Genomic DNA, 21,587 nt, shown 5'->3' on the forward strand with positions numbered 1-21,587 from the left:
TTGAAAAACATGAAAAGACTTTTCTTACTCGTAAGCCTTTTAGTTTTATCAAAATTCTCAGCTCAGACCTGGGCTACTGAAGACCAATACATCCAGAAATTTGCACAATATGCAGTAGAAGAAATGGAAAAATATAAAATTCCTGCTTCTATTACGCTTGCTCAGGGGCTTCTGGAAACAGGGGGAGGGCAAAGCAGATTGGCTCTGGAAGGGAAAAATCATTTTGGGATAAAATGTAAAGAAGACTGGACAGGGAAAACAATGAAGCATACGGATGATGCTCCGAACGAATGTTTCCGTGTGTATGAAGATCCAAGGCAGTCTTATGAAGATCATTCCATATTCCTTTCAACAAGAAAGTACTACACCAATCTTTTCAAGCTGGATATGAAAGATTACAGAGCATGGGCGTACGGATTAAAAAAAGCAGGATATGCAACCAATCCGCGTTATGCTTCCATTCTTATTGGTAAAATTGAAAGATATAAACTGTATGAGTTTGACAATACCAATTCCAAAGAGGTTCTTTATGCCGTACTAAGCTTATATCCGAACCTTAAGGATGACAGAACTTTCATGGCACAATTAGAACCTTCTAAAGTGGCAAAAAAAGATCCTGTTACAGTGAATGTGCCTTATAAACAGACTTCTTATGCACAACAGCAGAAAAGGGTGGAAAGAATTAAAACAAAAGCTGAAATCCTTAATTCTATACTGATAAAAAGCCATCCTAATGACGGACTGAAATATATCGTTATTCCAGAGGATACAGATGTAAAATACATTGCCAACAAATTTAAGGTTAGCGAAGGCAGATTGATCAAATGGAACGAATTAGAAGGAACTGCTTTAAAGAAAAATGATATCGTATTTCTTGAATCTAAAAATTCCACAGGAAATACGGCCGTGTATAAAGCCGAGTCTGGTGAAGATATGCACGACATCGCGCAGAAATTCGGGATCAAACTACACAAGCTATACGCAAAAAACAGAATGGATGAAGGGCAACAACCTTCGCCTGGACAGTTGATTTATCTGATAGATAAAAAGCCGAGAAATTAAATAATAAAATATATATGCGCCGAGAGGCGCATTTCTTTACGTAACATGAGATATCAAAGAAGTTCAGCTTTATTCAATGAAGCATATCAATACATTCCGGGCGGAGTAAATTCTCCGGTACGGGCATTCAAATCAGTGGGAGGTGTTCCCGTTTTTATGAAGTCTGCAAAAGGTGCATATCTAACAGACGAGGATAACAACATCTATGTGGATTACATTAATTCATGGGGACCCGCTATTCTTGGACACACCCATCCTGAGGTATTGGAAGAACTTAAATTACAGGCAGAAAAAGGTTTTTCCTTTGGTGCTCCTACAGAGCTGGAAACGGAAATTGCAAAATTCATCGTAGAAAATGTTCCGAACATTGATCAGATAAGAATGGTTTCTTCCGGAACTGAAGCTTGTATGAGTGCAATCAGGCTGGCAAGAGGATACACGGGAAGAGATAAGATTGTAAAATTTGAAGGATGCTATCACGGACATTCAGATTCATTTTTGATCAAAGCCGGAAGTGGAGCTGCTACTTTTGGTAACCCAAATTCACCCGGTGTAACTCAGGGAACTGCTAAAGATACTCTTTTGGCCCGCTACAATGATTTTGAGCAGGTAGAAGATCTGTTCCGTCATAACCAGGGAGAAATAGCTGCCGTAATCATAGAACCGGTTGCCGGAAATATGGGATGTGTTTTACCTGAAAATAATTTCCTACAGAATTTAAGAAAAATCTGTGATGAAAATGGAGCTTTATTAATTTTTGATGAGGTAATGACCGGCTTCAGATTAGCTTTTGGCGGTGCTCAGGAGTTGTTCAATGTAAAAGCAGATCTGGTTACCTACGGAAAAGTAATCGGAGGAGGACTTCCTGTAGGAGCCTTTGCGGGAAGAAATGAGATCATGGATCACCTGGCTCCGAAAGGAGGAGTGTATCAGGCTGGAACACTGAGCGGAAATCCTTTAGCTATGAGAGCCGGATTAAAAACACTTCAGCTGATTAAAAATGATCCGAACTTTTTTGAAAGAATTAATAGAACTACGGAAACTTTAGATTTTGAAATTGGAAAAATTTTAAATGAAAAAGGGATTGCTCATAAAATCAACAGAAAAGGTTCTATGATGTCTGTTTTCTTTCATATCAACAGAGTGTCAAACTTTGATGAAGCGCAGGAAGCGAATCATTCCTTGTTCAATAACTTTTTCCATCAAATGCTAACCAATGGAATTTACCTTCCGCCAAGCGGTTATGAAACGTATTTTATCAGTGATGCGATCAAAGAGAAGGAAATCGATATGACGCTGGAAGCTGTAAGGAAATTTGAGTATTCTTAACTCAATAGAAACAAAAATAAAAAAGGACAGGATTTATCAATCTTGTCCTTTTTGTTTTTAAATACACCAGATACCGGTATACATAAAATTTTCCGCAAAATGAGTTTCACAATAAATTGTACAGACATTGTTATAAACTATACCTGTCCTTCATCTCTGTTATATTTATTTTTGTAATAAATAGATTGGATATGAACATCTCAGGCAATATAACCCGTAAAGACTTCATTAAAAGCTCTGCCTTGGCAATGGCAGGTTTAACAACATTAACATCCGGAACAATGAATGCTGCAAGCCTGCTTTTTGAAAATGAAACTTTAAGTAATGGAAAACTGAGCTTTAAAAATGTTCGGTTGGAAACCGGTTTTCAATATCAAGAAGGGGAGGTGATTTCTACGCAGACCCATCTGTTTTGTGTTGATATAGAAAATGGAAAAATAAAAAGCATTACTCCAAACCAGCCTAATGCTAAAGCGATTGATGCAAAGGGATTTTTAATGCTGCCTGCATTTAAAGATATGCATATTCATTTAGACAAAACATATTATGGAGATCATTGGCAGGCTGTAAGGAAAAGAACAGGCGGAGTAAAGGGAATGATTGCCCTGGAGCAGAAGATACTTCCGGAAATGTTGAAGAATTCAGCTTTTAAAGCAGAAAAAATGATTGAGCTCTTACAATCTAAAGGAACTTCTTTTGCGCGAAGCCATGTCAATATTGAGCCTACATCCAAACTGGATTCCCTGAAAAACCTTCAAAGAGCATTGGAGAATAAAAAGAAAACATTTGGAGCGGAGTTGGTTGCTTTTCCTCAGCATGTTGTTTTTTATACGGATTCGGTGCCTTATCTTAAAGAAGTAGCTGCTATGGATATTGATTTTATAGGAGGGGTAGATCCTTATACGATTGACGGAGCTATTGAAAAAACAATTGATTTTACAGTTCAGCTTGCCTTGGATCACGACAAAGGAATTGATATTCATTTGCACGAGTCCGGAGAATCCGGCTTAAAAACAGTAGAGTATCTTATTAATAAAGTGAATGAAAACCCATCTCTCAAAGGAAGAACCTATTTGAGCCACTGCTTTGTTTTGGGGAAGCTTGAAAAACCAAAACAGGAAGCAATTGCAGAAAAGCTGGCTGCCGCTAAAATAGGAATTGTTTCTACCATTCCTTTCGGAGGCCTTGTTATGCCGATTCCATTATTGTATCAATATGGTGTAACAGTTCTGACTGGTAATGACAGTATTGTTGATCACTGGAATACTTTCGGCTCAGGAAGCGTATTGCAGAAAGCAAATCTGATGGCGCAATTGTATGGATATTCAACAGAATTTTTACTATCAAGGAGTTTAAAACTGGCAACAGGAAATGTACTTCCGCTGGATGATAAAGGAAATCAGCAATGGCCTAAAAAGGGGGATGATGCCAATATGGTGTTTGTAAATGCGAGCTGTTCTGCTGAGGCGGTTTCAAGAATTTCCCTTATCGAATCTCTCGTTCATCAGGGCACGATTGTTTTTTGATAAAGGTTATGATCTATTCTGGCAGAATTTACTTATTTTAGAGAGTAAATTAAAAGCGGAATGAGCCATCAGTCAGATTATTTTCCCGTCTTAGGTATTCATGAATTCAGTGAGGACCAGTCAAAAGGTTGTCATCTGCTGTTTAATGAGTTGCATGGTGAAAGATCAATCGATGAGCCTCATAAGCATGATTTTTTCATTATTAACCTTTTTGAAATAGGTAAAGGTTTTCATACGATTGATTTTGTGGAGTACAAAGTTGAAAATAGTCAGATTCACCTGGTTTTTCCCGGACAGGTCCATCAATGGGTAATAGAGAAAGAGACAATAGGATATCAGCTGATGATCAGCCGTGAGTGGTTTGAGAATTTTCTTCCGGTATTACGGTTTTCAGCATCTTATTATCAGAATCATCCCGTGATTGATGTCTCTGAGGAAATCTTTCAGCAGCTCTTGTACGAATTTAAGGCTATTAAAGATTCTTTAAATAATAAGCCTGTATTTTGGGAACTGATTCAAAAAAGAGGAGAAGTGATTGGTTTGCTGATCAGTAAATCAGTAGAAGGAGCTTTTAATGATTTTGAAATTTTTAATTCCAATCCCGTAATTTCTAAATTTTTGTCATTTATTGACCAATATTTTAAAGAAGAACGTTCAGTTTCTTTTTATGCGGAAAAATTAAATATCTCTGCCAACTATTTAAATATAATATGTAGAAAGAACCTGAACAGATCGGCTTCCTCGTTGATCCAGGATCGCATTTTGCTTGAGGCCAAGCGTCTGTTGAAAGTGTCTGCAATGTCTGTAAAAGATATTGTATATGATCTTGGGTTTTATGATCACGCCAGTTTTTCAAAATTTTTCAAGGCTCAAACCGGAATGACACCTTCACAATTTAAAGAGTAATAATCCGTACAAAGCATCATATAATTGGTACACCTGTTTTAGAAATGGTGGGCTTAACTTTGTTATCATAAAATGAGAAGTATGCAGCCAGACTATAAGGTTATTGCCTCCGGAAACTATCTGTTGAAAAACGTCCGCCTGGAAACCGGATTCGATTACGATGAGAAAGACGTTATCAGAACAAAAACGGATTTGTTTTGTGTTGAAATTGAAAAAGGAACAATAAAAAATATCCTACCTGGTGATGCACATTCCGGTGGGATTGATGTAAATGGCAAACTGATGCTCCCTGCATTTAGTGACATGCATATCCATCTGGACAAAACTTTATATGGGCTTCCATGGCAGGCAATATCGCCGAAAAGAAAAACAGTGAAAGACATGATTGCTTATGAACAGGAAATCATTCCTGAGCTTTTAAAGACATCGGTTGAAAGAGGAGGAGAGCTGATCTCTTTATTGCAGTCTTACGGAACCACTTTTGCGAGGACTCATTTTAATGTCGATCCTACTTCAGGATTACAATCCCTGGAAAACTTAGAAAAAGCATTAGAACATAAAAAAGATCTTTTCAGTGCTGAACTGGTGGCTTTCCCTCAACATGGATTGTATTATACCGATTCGGCTCACCTGATGAAAGAAGCGGCTGCCTTAAAAAGTGTGAGCTTTATAGGTGGTTTAGACCCTTATTCAATTGATGGGAATATTGAAAAGGTAATTGATTTCACTGTTCAGCTGGCGCTGGATTATGAGAAAGGAATTGATATTCATTTGCATGAAATAGGTGAATCGGGGATGAAAACCATCAATTATCTGATCGATAAGGTTATTGAAAATCCGATTCTTAAGGAAAAAACTTTCATCAGCCATGCTTTTACCCTGGGGCATTTATCTTCGAAGGAAACAAATGAAATCGCTGAAAGACTTGCGAATGCTAAGGTGGGAATAGCCTCTTCTATTCCTTTTAGAGGAACAATTATGCCTGTTCCAGCGCTCAAAAAATATGGAGTGAATATTCTGGTAGGAAATGATAATGTCCAGGATCACTGGAGCACTTTCGGATCCGGAAATATGCTTCAGAAGGCTAATTTGATTGCTGAGTTATATGGATATGAGACAGAATTTGAACTTTCAAGGACTTTAGGATTTGCGACGAGAAATGTTTTTCCTCTAAATGAAAAAGGAGAAATGCAGTGGCCAAAAGCAGGAGACCAGGCAAATGCTGTCTTTTTAAATGCGAGCTGTTCTGCAGAAGCTGTAGCAAGAGTCCCTAAAATAGAGGGATTACTGATCCAGGATCATTTACTCTGGAAAGAGTTTTAATATAATTTTTTAATACTTGTTTTTGTAACCAGGCACCATTGTAATTTACTTTGGTGTTTTTATTTTATGTTGAAAAAAATACAGTTAAGGTAATTTTAATATTAATTTTACATAAGAATATATGTTTATTATTTAATAATGAAATAAATTCGCATTGTCATTACCGTGTACTTTTGCAGTATACAATACACACCTTACACACAAATATTTTTACGAAAAACTATTTTTTTACTTTCCCAACATTATTACTAATAGGGGGAAAGCCCTTATAAATTACTGTATATTATGAATGAATTAGAAGTAGATTACAAACAAATTCTTTTCTTCTATGCTTTTCTGCGGCAAGTGGATTTATCACTTGATAGAAGCAGGTGGACTTCCCTTAAAGAACTCCACGATTACTATCAGGAAAGAATATCCCCTGAACAAATGATTAGCTATCTGAAGATTAAGTTGAAAGTTCCCGATGGGGATTTTAACGACTTTCCTGCCCAGGAAGAGACCAGGAACAGTAAAGGTAAATTTAAGCTTTTCAACAAAAAAACGACTCTTTCAAAAGAAGAATTGATTCATTTTCATCAGCTGCTAAAATTATTTGATCAATGTCTTAAGTCGGGTGAAGAAAAATACAGCATAGAGACTGAAAGTTTAAGGGTAGACATTGCAAAATTTTACTCCTTACTTCTGGAACCTAAAATTACTAAAAGTGATTTGAAGAAGGTGATTGCCATAGAGCATTATGGACAAAACAGACTGCTCAAGACAAAGGAAATGAAAGAAGTAATTCCAAAAGATTTTTTTACGATCTGATCAACAACGAAACTAATTAACTATGACCAAACTTTACTAATTTAAACATGTTAGGATATATCTTTGTGATTTCCTAGAAAACAGAATTATATAAAAGGTATTGAAGATTTTCAATGCCTATTTTGTGTAATAAATTAAAAAAGCCATCAGAAAACTCTCTGATGGCTTTTAATGTGATATGAGAAACTATTACTTGCTTATTGTAATCCAGCTAAAAGGTTAACACCATCTACCGTAGCCCAAGCTCCTGGTACCAATGTAACTTTTGTAACTGTTGTTGCGTTTGTGAAAGTTTTTTCACCGTTTGGATTATATGCATATCCCCAAACTCCTGCATTGTCAGAGTTTAAATAAGTAAGAGGTTCTACTTTTACCTTATTATTGTTTACCTGACTGTTTTCCGTAGCAGCATCCTGAATAAGAACAGCGTACGCTTTTTGGGCACCAACATTTTTATATCCACTGATATAAACATTACTAAAGATTCCCGTTCCCTGCTTTTTGAACTGTATTGCTGAAATTTCTGCTGAGTTTGGTACTTCAGGATTTGTATTTGCAGCTCTAATTAACGTGATATTAGAAATTTTTGGAGCTGTATTGTCTACGTTACCAGATGATTCGATTTCCATTCCAAAGTTACCAACTCCTGTCTGGAATGCATACCAATTAGTGTTGTTTTGTCCGCTCCAAGCATCTTGCCAGTCAAAAGAGTCATCGTAATTACCATAAGATACAATGTTTTTAGCACTTACTGTTCCTCCAAAAAATTCATATCCGTCATCAGTTCCTTTATAAGTAACAAGATTTTCCAAAGTAGTTCCAGCTCCTACAGCGTAGAAAGTCATAGAATTGGTTTCTGATGTACCATCACCAATTTTTTTACCTGCATATTCTACACGAACAAATTTCATTGTACCAGAGTTTGAATTAGCATCATTTCCACCATAATACACAGCATTTCCATCTTCCGATTGTGCACTTGTTGTTCCGTTTATAGCTTTTATAGGAGCATTTCCGTATAGTGTAATTCCACCCCAATCACCTGGTGTTTTTGTAGTGGTTGTAAATACGATTGGTTCGTTAGCTGTACCAACAGCATTGATTTTTCCATCTTGAAGAATAACTAAGCTACTATTATCAGAAGTATCAACTGTGAAATTAGCACCTGCTTCAATTGTTAAAGTCGCTCCACCAGTTACTTTTACAATACCTTTTAGGGTATAATTTCCTTTTTTAAAAGTAGTGTCTTTATTGATTGTACCTGTAAGTACTGTCGTGCCAGGGTTAGGACTAACTATTTCATCTCCTAATCCATCATTTACTTCTATAGTACATGAGTTTAAGGCTGTTGCTAATACAAGTGTTAGCGATAATAATGATAAAAATCTTCTTTTCATTTTATATATGATTTATTATTTATTAAAAGTTTGTTTTAAAATGTATACCCTACAGTAAGGTTGAAATTTACTCCTCTGAAGTAGTCTGTATATGTGTTGATTCCGTTAGCTTCAACATTGTAATAGCTCTTATCTCCAAGCAAAATTCTGTATCGGTTGTTGAGAATGTTTTGAACCCCTGCTTTTACATTCCAGTTTTTGGTAATCTGTTCCTGATATACAAAGTCTAATTGATGAAATGGTTTTTCATAATAATTATCTGCTCCAGAAGTACCAACAGCATATATTTTCGATCCTGAAACATTATATACTAGAGAGAATGTTCTACTAAGATTATTTTTAGTTTTAATCTCATATTTTAAATCGGCATTGATGGTATATGGAGAAGCTCCCTGAAGTCCTCTCTTATGTAATCCCCCTTTGTAGTAATTTGGATTAGGCTGTTCAAGCTTTAACTGATTTTCACTTCTTTCAACATCAGTGTACATAAACGTTGCATTTGCTCCTAAAGTAAACTTATCAAGTGCGTCTGAGATTCTTCCCAAGCTCATAATTCCCTCAAGCTCGATTCCAGCGAGATCGGCCTTTTTTGCATTATAAAAAGTAACGGTTACACCATTTGCGTCTCCTGAAGAAACAAAAGACCTTTCAATGGCATTGTTTATTCTTTTTGCAAATAAGTTTACAGCAAACATTTCCTTATTACTAGGGAAATATTCCCATTTTAAATCAAAGTTATAGTTGGTGCTGTTTTCAATGTTTGGATTACCTCTAATGGTTTCATTGTCAGGGTTGATATAATCAATATCCATTGTTTCAATAAGAACAGGTCTTGTTACTGTTTTACTGAACGCAAACCTTAGATTATTTTTATTGTTAAGTGCTTTTTTGATAGAAACTGAAGGCAGAAATAAATCTCTTATTTTTTCCTTATTTTCTTTATTAGCTGCTCCTTGTTGCGAAAAACGAATCAAAGTCATGTCATTTTCATAACGAGCTCCTAATAAAAAGTCCCAAGTTTCCGAAGGTTTATAGTTAAAATTAATATATCCTGCATTTACAAACTGATACATACTGGTAAAAAACTTAGATACATCAGATTCCTCTTGAAAATAAAATAAGTTATTAGCTAAGTCTTGATTAAATTTATCTTGAGGTCTATCTTTATCAATTAAGAAAGTTTGCCCTGCCGTACCGTTTGGCTTTCCAAAGAGAAATCGGTAAGATGTTTTTCTAAGATCAGCGAAACCATTGTACCCAATTGATAATTGCATTGGATAATCTTTTTTATCTCCCTTCTCTCCTAAGAAAACAGAATATTCTCCATACGCTGAACCATAGAATCTTGAATTTACATCGAGATATTGACGGATGATATTGTTTCCTCCATAGGCTAAGAGAAGTTGATTATCAGGCAAATTTTTCCCATCAGTACCTAAACGGCTCCCTTCCAAAATTTTTCTGTCCGGTTGTTGGTAATTATTTATTACATAACTTCCTCCAGCTTTCAGTTGGTGTCTATCACCTAATTTTTGTGAAGCAGTTAATTGAAGGTTTAAGAATCTTGATAAATCCTGTTGATTCGTACGGAAAAAACCAGTCTCTTTATTTTGAACTTGATTGTTTTTGTATCCATAGTAATCTTCAACAATGTTATTTACATTTTGAAGATACATTGCATTTAAGTTAATTGCTGTTCCTTTATTTTTATATCCAAGACCTAGCAATGCTGAAGATTCTAGTTCATAGTTGTACTGTTTTCTTTGCAAGTCATTATTCAGGTTGATTACTCCTCCAAAATCTTTAAACTGATTTTTTGCTCCTTCCTTGTAAGAATATTCTGAACTTTGATTTAACGAGAATAGTATGCCTAAATTACCTGTTTCGCCGGCCTTCATTTTTTGTACGGTTGTAAAACCAATACTTGTATTTGGTAAAGCCTTTACATTATCTACATTCCAGCTGTCTTTGAATTGAGATAGTGATTCATTTGATGAAAATCTATAGTTATTTGGTCGAGAGTTTCTAATTGCTGAAGGCAACTTTTTATCATTTGAATTGAGTCCTAAGTAGCCATTAAAATCATTCGCTCCTTCAGAAATTTTGAATCCATCTTTAAAAGTACTTAAAGTATTGATCCCAATTCCGAATTCAATTTTCGAAAAAGCTTTATCAATCGTTAAAGTTTCGATATCAAAAGTAGCTCCGGCGAAATCTCCGTAAAGATTAGAGTTGAATGTTTTGTAGATATTGAGTTTACCCACAACGTCGGTTGGGAATTGCTTTAATGCAATGATTTTTTGGAACGGGTTATTGGAAGGAGAGCCAAGACCGTTAATTAAAAGATAATTATATCTTTCCTCCAGACCTCTTACGAAAAGCCCTCGTCCTTCCACTGTAGTAATTCCGGTTACCTTTGTAAGGCCTTGTTCTACGTTAGAGATTCCCTTTCTGGAAATTTCCTCAGCACTTACAGCCTGCTTCTGGATAATTGCTTTTTTCTGTTCTCCTAATACAGCAGTTTCAGTTTTTTTATTGCTACTTCCCTGGATGACAACACCTTCGATTTTCTTCTCTTTCTTGATGGTGTCCTGCCTGGTATCTTGAGCGTAAAACGCAGTCGATGAGGCGGTTAAAAAGATAACCGCTATACTAGCTTTTCTAAAATTCATTTTATTTTTACTATATTCTTTCGCTGCAAAGGAATAAAAGTTTATCGGTCTTAATGGTTTATTAAAATTTAATTTTTCCTTAACTAAACATTAACAAAACAATATAATTGTTAACTTTATATGAACGATGGATGATTTGTTATTCTATGGTACAAAAATTATTAACTTTGACACGTAAAAATTGAAAATGAACCAAAAGAAAATACTCTTAATAGACGATGAACTCGATATTTTAGAGATTCTGTCTTACAATTTAGAAAAGGAAGGCTACGACATTTATACCGCTACCAATGGTAACGAAGGAATAGAAAAAGCCAAAGAAATTGTTCCGGATCTAATTTTACTAGACGTAATGATGCCTGAAAAAGATGGTATCGAAACTTGTCAGGAACTTCGAAAGGTAAAGGAACTTCAAAAATCATTGATTGTATTCCTTTCTGCAAGAAGTGAAGAGTTTTCTCAGTTAGCAGGTTTCCAGGCCGGAGCCAATGATTATATTGTAAAGCTGATCAAACCGAAAATCCTTATTTCTAAAGTAAATGCTCTGTTACAGCTAACATCTCAGGTGTCAGACAATGCTAAGCTAATTGAAATTGGAGACTTGATTATTGATAAAGATAACTTCAGGGTTTCTAAAAGTGGGCAGCAGTTTTTACTTCCTAAGAAAGAATTTGATCTGCTGTATCTTTTAGCCTCCAATACGGAAAAAGTTTTCAAAAGAGAAGAAATTCTTGAGAAAGTCTGGGGAAATGATGTGATTGTGGGAGAAAGAACCATTGATGTTCATATCAGAAGATTAAGAGAGAAATTAGGAATTAATACCATTCAGACTTTAAAAGGAATAGGGTATAAACTGATCGTTTAATCGAAATAGCCTACCTTTACCTTATAACCATAAAAATTTGTAAAATTGAAATTTTACAGGCTTACTCTTGTAGCATCATGTCTTATCACATTGGTGATGTTTCTATTGGTGATCATCTTTGATTCGCTGAAGGATATTTATTATAAAACACCATTTTTTAAAATAGGGCTGATCATATGTCTCGTTGTTATATTTATTGTGAACTACCTCGTTCTTGAACTGCTGTTCAATTACTATGGTAAAAAACAGGTTCGTGGGCTTTCCCAGCTCCTGCCACAGGAAATTGTAAATACCAATGACGAGAATATTACCATTAAAGAATTAGGAGAGAGATTTTCAGATCTCAATCAGCAAAAAGTTTCTGAGATTGATATGATGAAGGAAATGGAAAGCTATCGTAAAGAATACATAGGAAATGTTTCTCATGAGCTTAAGACTCCATTGTTTTCAATTCAGGGATATGTAGAAACGTTGAGGGATGGGGGAGTAGATAACCTGACCATTCGCGATAAATATCTTGAAAGAATAGATATATCCGTAGAAAGACTGATTGCTATTGTTACCGATCTGGATATGATCAACAGGCTTGAGGCCGGAGAGATCAATCTTACGGTTTCGAGATTTGATGTTAATCTGTTAATCAAAGAAGTTTTTGATCTGCTTGATCTTGAAGCAGAAAAGCACAATACTACATTACAAATTCAGACACTGCATCCCCAGATCTTTGTGGAAGCTGATAAACAAAAAATCTCACAGGTTTTTATCAATTTGATCTCTAATGCTATTCACTATGCTAACAGGCAGGAAGCAAAGGTTGTAGTGAAAACCAGCGTCCTTAAGAATAAAGTTTTAATTGAAGTTATCGACAACGGTATGGGAATCAAGTCAGAAATTCTTCCGAGAATATTTGAGCGGTTTTACCGCGTAGAAACCAGCCGGAATCGTAGAGAAGGAGGCTCCGGATTAGGTTTGGCTATTGTAAAGCATATTCTGGAAGCTCATAAAGAAAATATTACAGTTGAAAGCGTGTACCTTGAAGGTACAAAATTCAGTTTTATGCTTGAAAAAAGTAAATAATCTGGGCAAAATGTAAGGAAAAAAAATATTTTAAAAAATCTTGAAATATTTTTTTGTGACATGTCATTTATTATATATTTGCAACAGAAATTTATCATAATAAATAAAGGCAAAAAGTAATTTAAAGACTGATATGGTTTACAAGATCCGCGTAATATTAGATGCGAAAGAAGATATTTTCCGTGATATCGAAGTGAAGGGAAAACAGACACTATGGAATTTACATCTGGGAATTAAGAGTGCGTTCAGCTTGCAGGGAGATGAACTTTCCACTTTTAATTTATTGGAAGAAGATGGTACGATAGTAAAAAGTGTTCCATTAGAAGATATGAGTGATGACGGTGATGGGGAAATTATGTCAGATGTTTATATTGATGAAGCTTTTGCAAGTGTAGGAAATAAAGCTCAGTTTCAATATGGACTTCTGGATCTTTGGGAATTCTTCTGTGAATTAATTGAAGTAATCGAGGAAACCAAAGGAGTTAATTATCCTATAACAGTATACAGATTTGGAAACGTTCCGTTAAAAGCTCCAAGCAAGAGCGGAAACGGGGGTGGATCTAAAAAGAAATCTGCAATGCCTCTTATCGATGATGAATTTAATTTTGATGACGATTTCGAAAGCGGAGGTAATTTTTCCGATGAAGACGACAGTTTTGATGATGAGGAAGAAGAAGACTACAATGACGATGTATTCGATGAAGATGATGACAACGATGATGAAAGATAATTGGTAACACAATAAAAAATATAGAGCCCTGGATTGATGTCCGGGGCTTTTTTGTAAATTATGCCAGGCGGAAATGCCGAAAAGCTAGAATTAAATTTGCTTTTAACCCTTTTTACGTTCTATCTTTCCTCTTTTAATCATAAAACAATCCTTACTTTTGTTAAAACCGGAATTAATGAAAAAATTAATTTTTTTGGCAATTATTGGCTTGGGAATTGTTTCCTGTGCTGTACAAAATACAAATAAGACTATGGATTTACCTAAAGATTGGAAACACTCTGCAAATATTTATGAAGTCAATGTAAGGCAATATACACAAGAAGGGACTTTTAGAGCTTTTGAAAAAGAGATGCCCCGTTTAAAGTCTATGGGAATAAAAGTTCTTTGGTTTATGCCGGTTACGCCGATTGCTCAGCAAAATAAAAAAGGAAGCTTGGGAAGTCCATATGCTGCTGCAGATTATACGTCTGTTAATCCTGAATTTGGGACACTTGATGATTTTAAGCACATGGTAAATGAAGCCCACAGATTAGGATTTAAGGTAATCATCGACTGGGTGGCGAACCATACCGGTTGGGACCATGTCTGGACAAAAACACATCCTGAATTTTATTTAAAAGATCCGGATGGAAAATTCCATATTGCATCGGGAATGGATGATATTATCGAACTTGATTATAAGAATCAGGAGATGCGTAAGGAAATGATTGGTGCAATGAAGTTCTGGGTTAAAGAAACTAATATTGATGGTTTCAGGTGCGATCTTGCTTCATGGGTTGAGGTTGATTTCTGGCAGCAGGCCCGTCCTGAGGTAGAGACCCTAAAGCCTCTTTTCTGGTTAGGCGAATTTGACGAATTGGAGAATCCAGAATACGGGAAAATTTTTGACGCAAGTTACTCGTGGACCTGGATGCATAAATCTGAAGATTATTATAAAAAGAACCTGTCATTACAAGATCTGAAAGATTTATTATTGAAATATTCCAACATTGGAGATGCTTCAATGAGAGCATGGTTCACGACCAATCATGATGAAAACTCATGGAACGGGACAGAATATGAAAAGTATGGTGTGATCACAAAGCCTATGGCTGTTTTTTCATCGACCTGGAATGGAGTTCCGTTGTTATATTCCGGACAGGAATTACCTAATATGAAACGATTGGAATTCTTTGAAAAAGATCCTATTGAGTGGACTGCCAATTATCAGGTGGCAGATTTTTATAAGACCTTACTGGCTTTGAAATCTTCAAATCCTGCCTTAAGAGGTGGAGACACTCATGTAACAACTTATCTTTTAAATACAACTGCCAATGACAAAATTTTAGCGTATGTCAGGAAAAATGGTAAAGATGAAGTTCTTGTTGTATTGAATATGTCTAAAGAAGATGTAAGTTTCAGCATCCAAGATGAAAATCTGTCCGGAGTTTTCCGAAACGTTTTTGATGGTACAAAAAGGGATTTCACCACAGGAAAAGATTTTAATTTTAAAGTTTCTGATTATGTGGTTTTTGAAAAATGAAGACCAGAGCCTCTGAGATTCTGGCTTAAAATCTAAGAACATTTTTATTATATTTAAAAAAAAATATACTTACAGAGGCGGGCCAAGGCCCGCTTTTCAATTCGGATAACGGCATTTAATTCATATGAATAAAGAAGGACTACTATATATTATTAAGGAAAAACTTTCAGAAAGAGCGCAAAAATTTGAATTGTTGATTGCGGAAACCCGCGCTTCAAATAATGATACTAAAAGCTCCATGGGAGATAAATATGAAACTGGCCGTGAGATGTTGCAACAGGAAATTAATCATCTTCAAAGGCAGCTCAATGAAGTGTTGAATCAACAGGCTCTGATTCAAAAAATAGTTACGGAATCATCTTTTAAAGTTCAAAATGGAGCATTAATAAAAACGAGTAAGGGATTGTTTTATGTTTCGGTTTCAATTGGAGAAATTACATTTGAAAATCAGAAGATCATGACCGTTTCTGCTGAATCTCCATTAGTAAAAGCAATGTTTGGCAAGAAAATAGCAGAGAAGTTTGAGATCAATAATGTTCATCAAACGATTGAAAATATCTGGTAAGCTATGAAACTAAAATACATTCTATTCGGCTTTTTATTCCTGATGTCAAATTCTTTATTGCTGGCGCAGGTAAGAGCTAACGTTTCGGGGAAATCCTATGATCTCATATCTGTGGATATTACAATGGGGGATATAATTATTACCATTAATGATGACGGATCAATTGCAGGATTTAATTCCATTTCAAATGGGAATATCGACTATTATGATGATCAATATTTCGACCGGGAGAAAATGGGGAAAATAAAAAAGATAGGAAATTCTAAAGTTGACTATTATGATCAATTTGATACAGATAAAGATGGCAAAGTAAAAAATATTGGAGATATTGCTATAGATTACTGGGATCGTTTTGATCAGGAAAAGAACGGAAAGGTAAAAAAGATAGGAAATCTGTCTATAGATTATTGGGATCATGATATTATAGATGATAGTAAGTTTGGAAAATTAAAGTCAATTGGAGATATATCAATAGACTTTGGTGGAAAAGAAATTATAGATCAGAGTAAGTATAAAAAACTTATAAAATTTGGAAATGTCACTCTGGATTATTGGAATGATACCATAATGGAAAAGAAAAAATTTGGAAAAGTCAAATCAGTAGAGGGAAACACAAAGGATGTTGCAGTAGTTATACGTTAATTACTTATTGAATGGCTGAAAATTGATTTCCTGTCATGAGATCTGGGAATCGTAAGCCGGATAAAAATAAAAGTTAAACAGTGTGAAAAATAAATTCACAACTGTTTTTTTATTAACTTTGACATCTGTTAGAATTTACTAAAAGCACAATAATTAAACTTTCACAATGCAAAACTACTTAGACCTTTTACAGCATATTCTGGATAACGGAACAGATAAAACTGATAGAACAGGAACCGGAACAAGAAGCGTTTTCGGATATCAGCTGAGATATGATTTGTCAAAAGGTTTTCCCTTGGTAACCACCAAGAAAGTGCATTTGAAATCTATAATTTATGAATTGCTTTGGTTCTTAAAAGGAGATACCAATATCCAGTATTTAAAGGATAACGGAGTGAGCATCTGGGATGAATGGGCGGATGAAAACGGAGACTTAGGTCCTGTTTACGGAGCGCAGTGGAGAAGCTGGAGAGGTGCCGATAATAAAGTGGTTGATCAGATCTCAGAAGTGATCGATCAGATCAAAAAAAATCCTGATTCCAGAAGATTGATCGTTTCTGCGTGGAACGTAGCGGAAATTCCTAATATGGCTTTAGCACCTTGCCATGCATTATTTCAATTTTACGTTGCTGACGGGAAATTGTCTTTACAACTATATCAGAGAAGTGCTGATGTATTCCTTGGGGTTCCTTTTAATATTGCCAGCTATGCCCTGTTGTTAATGATGGTAGCTCAGGTATGCGATCTTGAAGTTGGAGATTACGTCCACAGTTTTGGAGATGTCCACATTTATAATAATCATTTCGAACAGGTTCAAAGACAACTTTCGAGAGACACAAGACCTCTTCCGACAATGAAATTAAATCCTGAAATCAAGGATATTTTCGATTTCAATTTTGAAGATTTTACATTGGAGAATTATGATCCACATCCTGGAATTAAGGCTCCTGTGGCGATCTAGTACTATTTTCATACGTTACTGAATATGTAACAAATCTTCATATTTTATGACCTATTAATGAAATGTCATTAGTATGTTAAAAAAGATATTTCTTTGCGTTTCCATCGGAGTTTTCAGTTTCAGTTTTGCCCAGAATATTGATAAGGAAAAACTGGACAATTATTTTAAAGCTCTGGATAGCGAGCACAAGGTGATGGGAAGTTTTGCCATTGCAGATCACGGAAAAATAATTTATTCCAACGCGATTGGATTTTCTGATGTTGAAGCTAGGAAAAAAGCAGATCTTAATACGGTTTACAGGATCGGTTCCATAACAAAGACTTTTACAGCCGTTTTGATCATGAAGGCGGTAGAGGACAAAAAACTAACACTGGATACCCCATTAAGCCAATTCTTTCCTCAAATAAAGAACGCTGAGAAGATCAAAGTAGAAAATCTTTTAAATCATAGAAGCGGGATTCATAATTTCACTGATGATGCCTTGTATGCATCCTACTATTTACAACCTGTTTCCCAGGAAAAGCTTATCGATATTATTCAAAAGGCAGGCTCAGATTTTGAACCTGGTGCTCAATTCAGTTACAGCAACTCGAATTATTCTTTGCTGGGTTTTATTCTGGAAAAAGTTTATAAAAAGTCTTACGCAAAGCTTATTGAAGAGTTTATAGCAAAACCTTTACAACTAAAATATACAAAAGCAGGAGGAAAGATAGAATCTTTAGAAAATATGGCCCATTCGTACACTTATGAAAATGGGAATTATGTAAGAAGTGCCGAAACAGATATGTCTGTTCCCTTGGGCGCAGGAAATTTGGTTTCTACCCCTTCAGAATTGATTATTTTTATAAATGCACTGGTTTCAGGTAAATTGATTTCCAGAGAAAGTTTAGATAAAATGCGTAATTTTAAAGACCATTATGGTTTTGGCCTGGCTGAAGTTCCTTTTATGGGAAAAACAGGTTTTGGGCATAACGGAGGAATAGATCATTTTAGCTCTATATTGTATTACTTCCCTGACGGCGAGAAAACTTTTGCTATGATCAGTAATCAAAGTAATTTTGACAATAATAATATTTCGATCACCGCTTTAAGTGCAGCTTATGGAAAAAGTTTTGAAATTCCGAATTTTAATGTAGTGAATCTTCCGGAAAGTGAGCTTCAAAAATTTACCGGAACATACGCGACGGCACAAATGCCGACGAAAATTACCATTTTCATTAAAGATAAAGTATTAATGGCCCAGGCTACGGGACAAGGTGCTTTTCCTTTAGAAGCAACTTCTCAAACAAGTTTTAAGTTTGATACTGCGGGAATTGTTATTGATTTTGATGTTACAAAAAGGCAGCTTCTAATTTTGCAGGGAGGTAATAAAGTGAAATTTATTAAAGAATAATATAATGAAATATATAAAAATAAATACGGATCAAAAAGCAGATCTCGAAATGCTAAGGAATGCCATTCTCCAATTAAAAGGAGTGAATTCTGCTGAAATTATTGATGAAGAAAACCCTGAAAGCGAGTTGAAGAAAGCTTTTGCAAAAACAAAGGAACAACTTAAAAAAGGTGATTATGAAACATTAGTCAATGACATTTTTGAGATTTTAACTAAAAATAATTCTAAGTAATAATGAAAAAAGCCATTTTATCGATTGCGGTACTAGCGATTTTCTTTTCTGCAAACGTATCAGCACAAACTGAAACTTCAGGGAGAGAAAAAGTCTACAGGGCCACACACACTAAAGTAACAGAACTAAAGCATACCAAACTTAAAGTCAATTTTGACTACCAGAAAGAACAGATGAACGGAGAGGAGTGGCTTACCGCTTCACCGTATTTTTATCCTACCAATCAGCTGGTTCTTGATGCGAAAAGTATGCTGATCCATGAAGTCGCTTTAGATAACAATGGTAAGAAATCTCCTTTAAAGTATGAATATAAAGACGATGTGTTAACCATTACTTTGGATAAAACATATCAGAAAGATCAGGATTACACAGTGTACATCAAATACACTTCCCGTCCAAATGAAGTAAAACAAGAAGGAAGTGCTGCCATCAATGATGCAAAAGGTTTATATTTCATTAATGCTCAGGGCAAAGATCCGGATAAACCAACCCAAATCTGGACACAGGGTGAAACCGAATCTTCTTCCGCCTGGTTTCCAACCATTGATAAACCGAATCAAAAGACAACGCAGGAAATTTATATGACGGTTCCTGAAAAATATGTGACTCTTTCTAATGGATTATTAAAAGATTCCCAGAAAGAAGCGAATGGACTGAGAACAGATCATTGGGTGATGGATAAAAGACATTCAACTTATCTGTTTTTTATGGGAGTGGGGGATTATGCGATCGTGAAAGATAAATGGAAGAATATTCCGGTGGATTATTATATTGAAAAAGAATATGAACCTTATGCAAAGCAGATCTATGGAAATACTCCTGAAATGATCGAATTTTTCTCAAAGAAAATGGGTTACGATTATCCTTGGGCAAAATATGCACAGATATCCGGAAGGGATTATGTAAGTGGGGCTATGGAAAATACGACAGCAACACTGCATGGAAGTGATATTTTACAGAAACCGGGACAATTAATTGACGAAAATAAATGGGAAGATACAATTGCTCACGAATTATTCCACCACTGGTTTGGGGATCTTGTAACTGCGGAAAGCTGGAGTAATCTTACCGTAAATGAATCATTTGCCAATTATTCGGAATACTTATGGAACGAATATAAATATGGTAAAGATCAGGCGGACTATCATCAGATGAGCGATGTGAATATGTACATTCATAATCCGGCTGATTTTAATAAAAACCTGGTTCGTTTTAATTATGATTCCCGTGAAGATGTTTTTGATTTGGTAACTTATCAGAAAGGGGGTGGCATCCTTCATATGTTGAGGAACTATCTTGGGGACGACGCTTTCTTTGCCGGAATGAATGACTATCTGAAAACGAATGAATACAAAAACGGAGAGGCTCATCAGCTAAGACTTTCTTTTGAAAAGGTTTCCGGAAAGGATCTGAATTGGTTCTTCAATCAATGGTATTTTGGAAGCGGGCATCCCAAATTGAGTTATTCTTATACTTTTGAACCTGTTAAAAAACAGATCAGCCTGGTGATCAGTCAAAGCCAGGAACAGCCTTTTCAGTTTCCATTGGCAATAGATGTTTATGATAACGGAAAACCGAAAAGATATAATGTGTGGGTAAATGCTGAAGCAAAGAATACGTTTAATTTTGATGTTTCAAAAACTCCGGATCTGGTTAATATCAATGCTGACGGAATATTAGTTTCAGAAATTACGGAAACAAAAACTCCTGAACAGAATCTGATACAATTCAATGGGTCCAAAGAGTTTAAGAGCAGATATACAGCGCTAAAAGCCATTAAAGATCAGGTTGGTAAAAACCCTGCAGCTACAAAATTATTGTCTGCTGCTTTGAAAGACCCTTATTTCAGAGTAAGAATGAAAGCCTTGGAACTGATGGATCTTTCGAACCCTGAGCAAGCAAAAGCTTTGGCTGCTGACGTTGAAAAACTAGCAACAAATGACCCTAAAACATTAGTTCAGGGTGCTGCGGTTGCTGCTTTAGCAAAAACAAAAGATAAAAAGTATCTTCCGGTCTTTGAAAAAGGAGTGGGGGCTGTTTCTAATTCTGTACGCGGTAATTCCCTGTCAGCTATACTTACTGTTGATCCTTCCAAAGCCGGTACATTAGCGGATAAAATTGATTTAAAGGGAGCTTCTGATGAGCTTCTGGCACAATTGTTACCCATTGTCGTAAAGAATAAGGTTTCCTCACAAATGGCCAATATAGCTCCTATAGCGGCATTTTATCCATTCATTAAATTCCAGAATCCTGAATTAGGAAAATCTGCAGAAGAAGGTTTCAATTGGATCATGACCTCCGACAATATTGCGGCAACACAAAGCATTACCAAGTTGCTGGCGCAGGCAAAAGGTCAGGTAGCTCAGAATCCTCAGGCTAAAATGATGATCTCTCAAATGTTGAAAGATGGTCTTAGTAAAAAAATGGAACTTTTAAAACAGAACCCACAAAATGCTGCAAGCATTAATAAACAAATCGATGCCTTGAATAAAAGTATTGAGGATTACAAATAATCAAATAAGGGCTGCTCAGTATGAGCAGCCCTTTTATATTTTCTATCCGGACCGGAAAATAT

Annotated in this window: 18 protein-coding genes; 16 read left to right on the plus strand and 2 right to left on the minus strand. The window is 35.6% G+C overall.

From position 1 onward, the window contains the following. The first annotated feature begins 9 nt into the window (after positions 1–9). The 6 genes from AAEU33_RS10285 to AAEU33_RS10310 all read left to right on the plus strand — a co-directional run bounded on the left by AAEU33_RS10285 (position 10) and on the right by AAEU33_RS10310 (position 6,956). Positions 10–1,062 (plus strand): glucosaminidase domain-containing protein, encoded by a 1,053-nt coding sequence (locus AAEU33_RS10285; RefSeq protein WP_172279782.1) that lies wholly within the window; start codon positions 10–12, stop codon positions 1,060–1,062. Between the two features lie 45 nt (positions 1,063–1,107). Next, a complete protein-coding gene (gene hemL / locus AAEU33_RS10290; protein WP_345992479.1) occupies positions 1,108–2,391 on the plus strand; it encodes a glutamate-1-semialdehyde 2,1-aminomutase in 1,284 nt (427 codons plus the stop codon). Between the two features lie 191 nt (positions 2,392–2,582). Next, positions 2,583–3,917, plus strand: a complete 1,335-nt coding sequence (locus tag AAEU33_RS10295; protein ID WP_345992481.1) for an amidohydrolase — start codon at positions 2,583–2,585, stop codon at positions 3,915–3,917. Positions 3,918–3,977: 60 nt separating this feature from the next. Then, positions 3,978–4,823: a helix-turn-helix transcriptional regulator gene (locus AAEU33_RS10300; protein WP_345992483.1), complete on the plus strand. Its 846-nt coding sequence runs from the start codon at positions 3,978–3,980 to the stop codon at positions 4,821–4,823. An 81-nt stretch (positions 4,824–4,904) separates the two neighbouring features. After that, positions 4,905–6,146 (plus strand): amidohydrolase, encoded by a 1,242-nt coding sequence (locus AAEU33_RS10305; RefSeq protein WP_345992485.1) that lies wholly within the window; start codon positions 4,905–4,907, stop codon positions 6,144–6,146. Positions 6,147–6,431: 285 nt separating this feature from the next. Then, entirely contained in the window at positions 6,432–6,956 is a 525-nt protein-coding gene (locus AAEU33_RS10310) for a hypothetical protein (RefSeq protein WP_345992487.1), read from the plus strand. A gap of 197 nt (positions 6,957–7,153) precedes the next feature. Here AAEU33_RS10310 and AAEU33_RS10315 read toward each other — a convergent pair whose 3' ends face one another. Both AAEU33_RS10315 and AAEU33_RS10320 read right to left on the minus strand, forming a co-directional pair. Further along, positions 7,154–8,353 (minus strand): hypothetical protein, encoded by a 1,200-nt coding sequence (locus tag AAEU33_RS10315; protein WP_345992489.1) that lies wholly within the window; start codon positions 8,351–8,353, stop codon positions 7,154–7,156. A gap of 35 nt (positions 8,354–8,388) precedes the next feature. Next, positions 8,389–11,025, minus strand: a complete 2,637-nt coding sequence (locus AAEU33_RS10320; protein ID WP_345992491.1) for a TonB-dependent receptor plug domain-containing protein — start codon at positions 11,023–11,025, stop codon at positions 8,389–8,391. A gap of 187 nt (positions 11,026–11,212) precedes the next feature. Between AAEU33_RS10320 and AAEU33_RS10325 the strand changes: the two genes are divergently transcribed. From AAEU33_RS10325 to AAEU33_RS10370, 10 genes are all read left to right on the plus strand, one after another. Further along, the gene (locus tag AAEU33_RS10325; RefSeq protein ID WP_172279766.1) at positions 11,213–11,890 is read left to right on the plus strand and encodes a response regulator transcription factor; all 678 of its coding nucleotides are present in this window, start codon (positions 11,213–11,215) and stop codon (positions 11,888–11,890) included. A gap of 45 nt (positions 11,891–11,935) precedes the next feature. Continuing rightward, entirely contained in the window at positions 11,936–12,967 is a 1,032-nt protein-coding gene (locus AAEU33_RS10330; protein ID WP_172279764.1) for an ATP-binding protein, read from the plus strand. A gap of 133 nt (positions 12,968–13,100) precedes the next feature. Continuing rightward, positions 13,101–13,697, plus strand: a complete 597-nt coding sequence (locus AAEU33_RS10335; protein ID WP_172279762.1) for a hypothetical protein — start codon at positions 13,101–13,103, stop codon at positions 13,695–13,697. Positions 13,698–13,872: 175 nt separating this feature from the next. Beyond that, positions 13,873–15,219: an alpha-amylase family glycosyl hydrolase gene (locus AAEU33_RS10340; RefSeq protein ID WP_345992493.1), complete on the plus strand. Its 1,347-nt coding sequence runs from the start codon at positions 13,873–13,875 to the stop codon at positions 15,217–15,219. 124 nt (positions 15,220–15,343) lie between these two features. Continuing rightward, complete coding sequence (locus AAEU33_RS10345; protein WP_345992495.1) at positions 15,344–15,784, plus strand: hypothetical protein; 441 nt, start codon at positions 15,344–15,346, stop codon at positions 15,782–15,784. Positions 15,785–15,787: 3 nt separating this feature from the next. After that, a complete protein-coding gene (locus tag AAEU33_RS10350; protein ID WP_345992497.1) occupies positions 15,788–16,426 on the plus strand; it encodes a hypothetical protein in 639 nt (212 codons plus the stop codon). A gap of 166 nt (positions 16,427–16,592) precedes the next feature. Then, entirely contained in the window at positions 16,593–17,387 is a 795-nt protein-coding gene (locus AAEU33_RS10355) for a thymidylate synthase (protein ID WP_345992499.1), read from the plus strand. A gap of 73 nt (positions 17,388–17,460) precedes the next feature. Beyond that, complete coding sequence (locus AAEU33_RS10360) at positions 17,461–18,780, plus strand: serine hydrolase domain-containing protein (RefSeq protein ID WP_345992501.1); 1,320 nt, start codon at positions 17,461–17,463, stop codon at positions 18,778–18,780. A gap of 4 nt (positions 18,781–18,784) precedes the next feature. Next, complete coding sequence (locus tag AAEU33_RS10365) at positions 18,785–19,012, plus strand: hypothetical protein (protein WP_172279749.1); 228 nt, start codon at positions 18,785–18,787, stop codon at positions 19,010–19,012. A gap of 2 nt (positions 19,013–19,014) precedes the next feature. Continuing rightward, positions 19,015–21,525 (plus strand): M1 family aminopeptidase, encoded by a 2,511-nt coding sequence (locus AAEU33_RS10370; RefSeq protein WP_345992503.1) that lies wholly within the window; start codon positions 19,015–19,017, stop codon positions 21,523–21,525. The last annotated feature ends 62 nt before the right edge of the window (positions 21,526–21,587 follow it).

Origin of the sequence: Chryseobacterium sp. Chry.R1 (assembly GCF_039645525.1) — a bacterium.
In the GTDB taxonomy this organism is placed as follows: Bacteria; Bacteroidota; Bacteroidia; order Flavobacteriales; family Weeksellaceae; genus Chryseobacterium; species Chryseobacterium proteolyticum.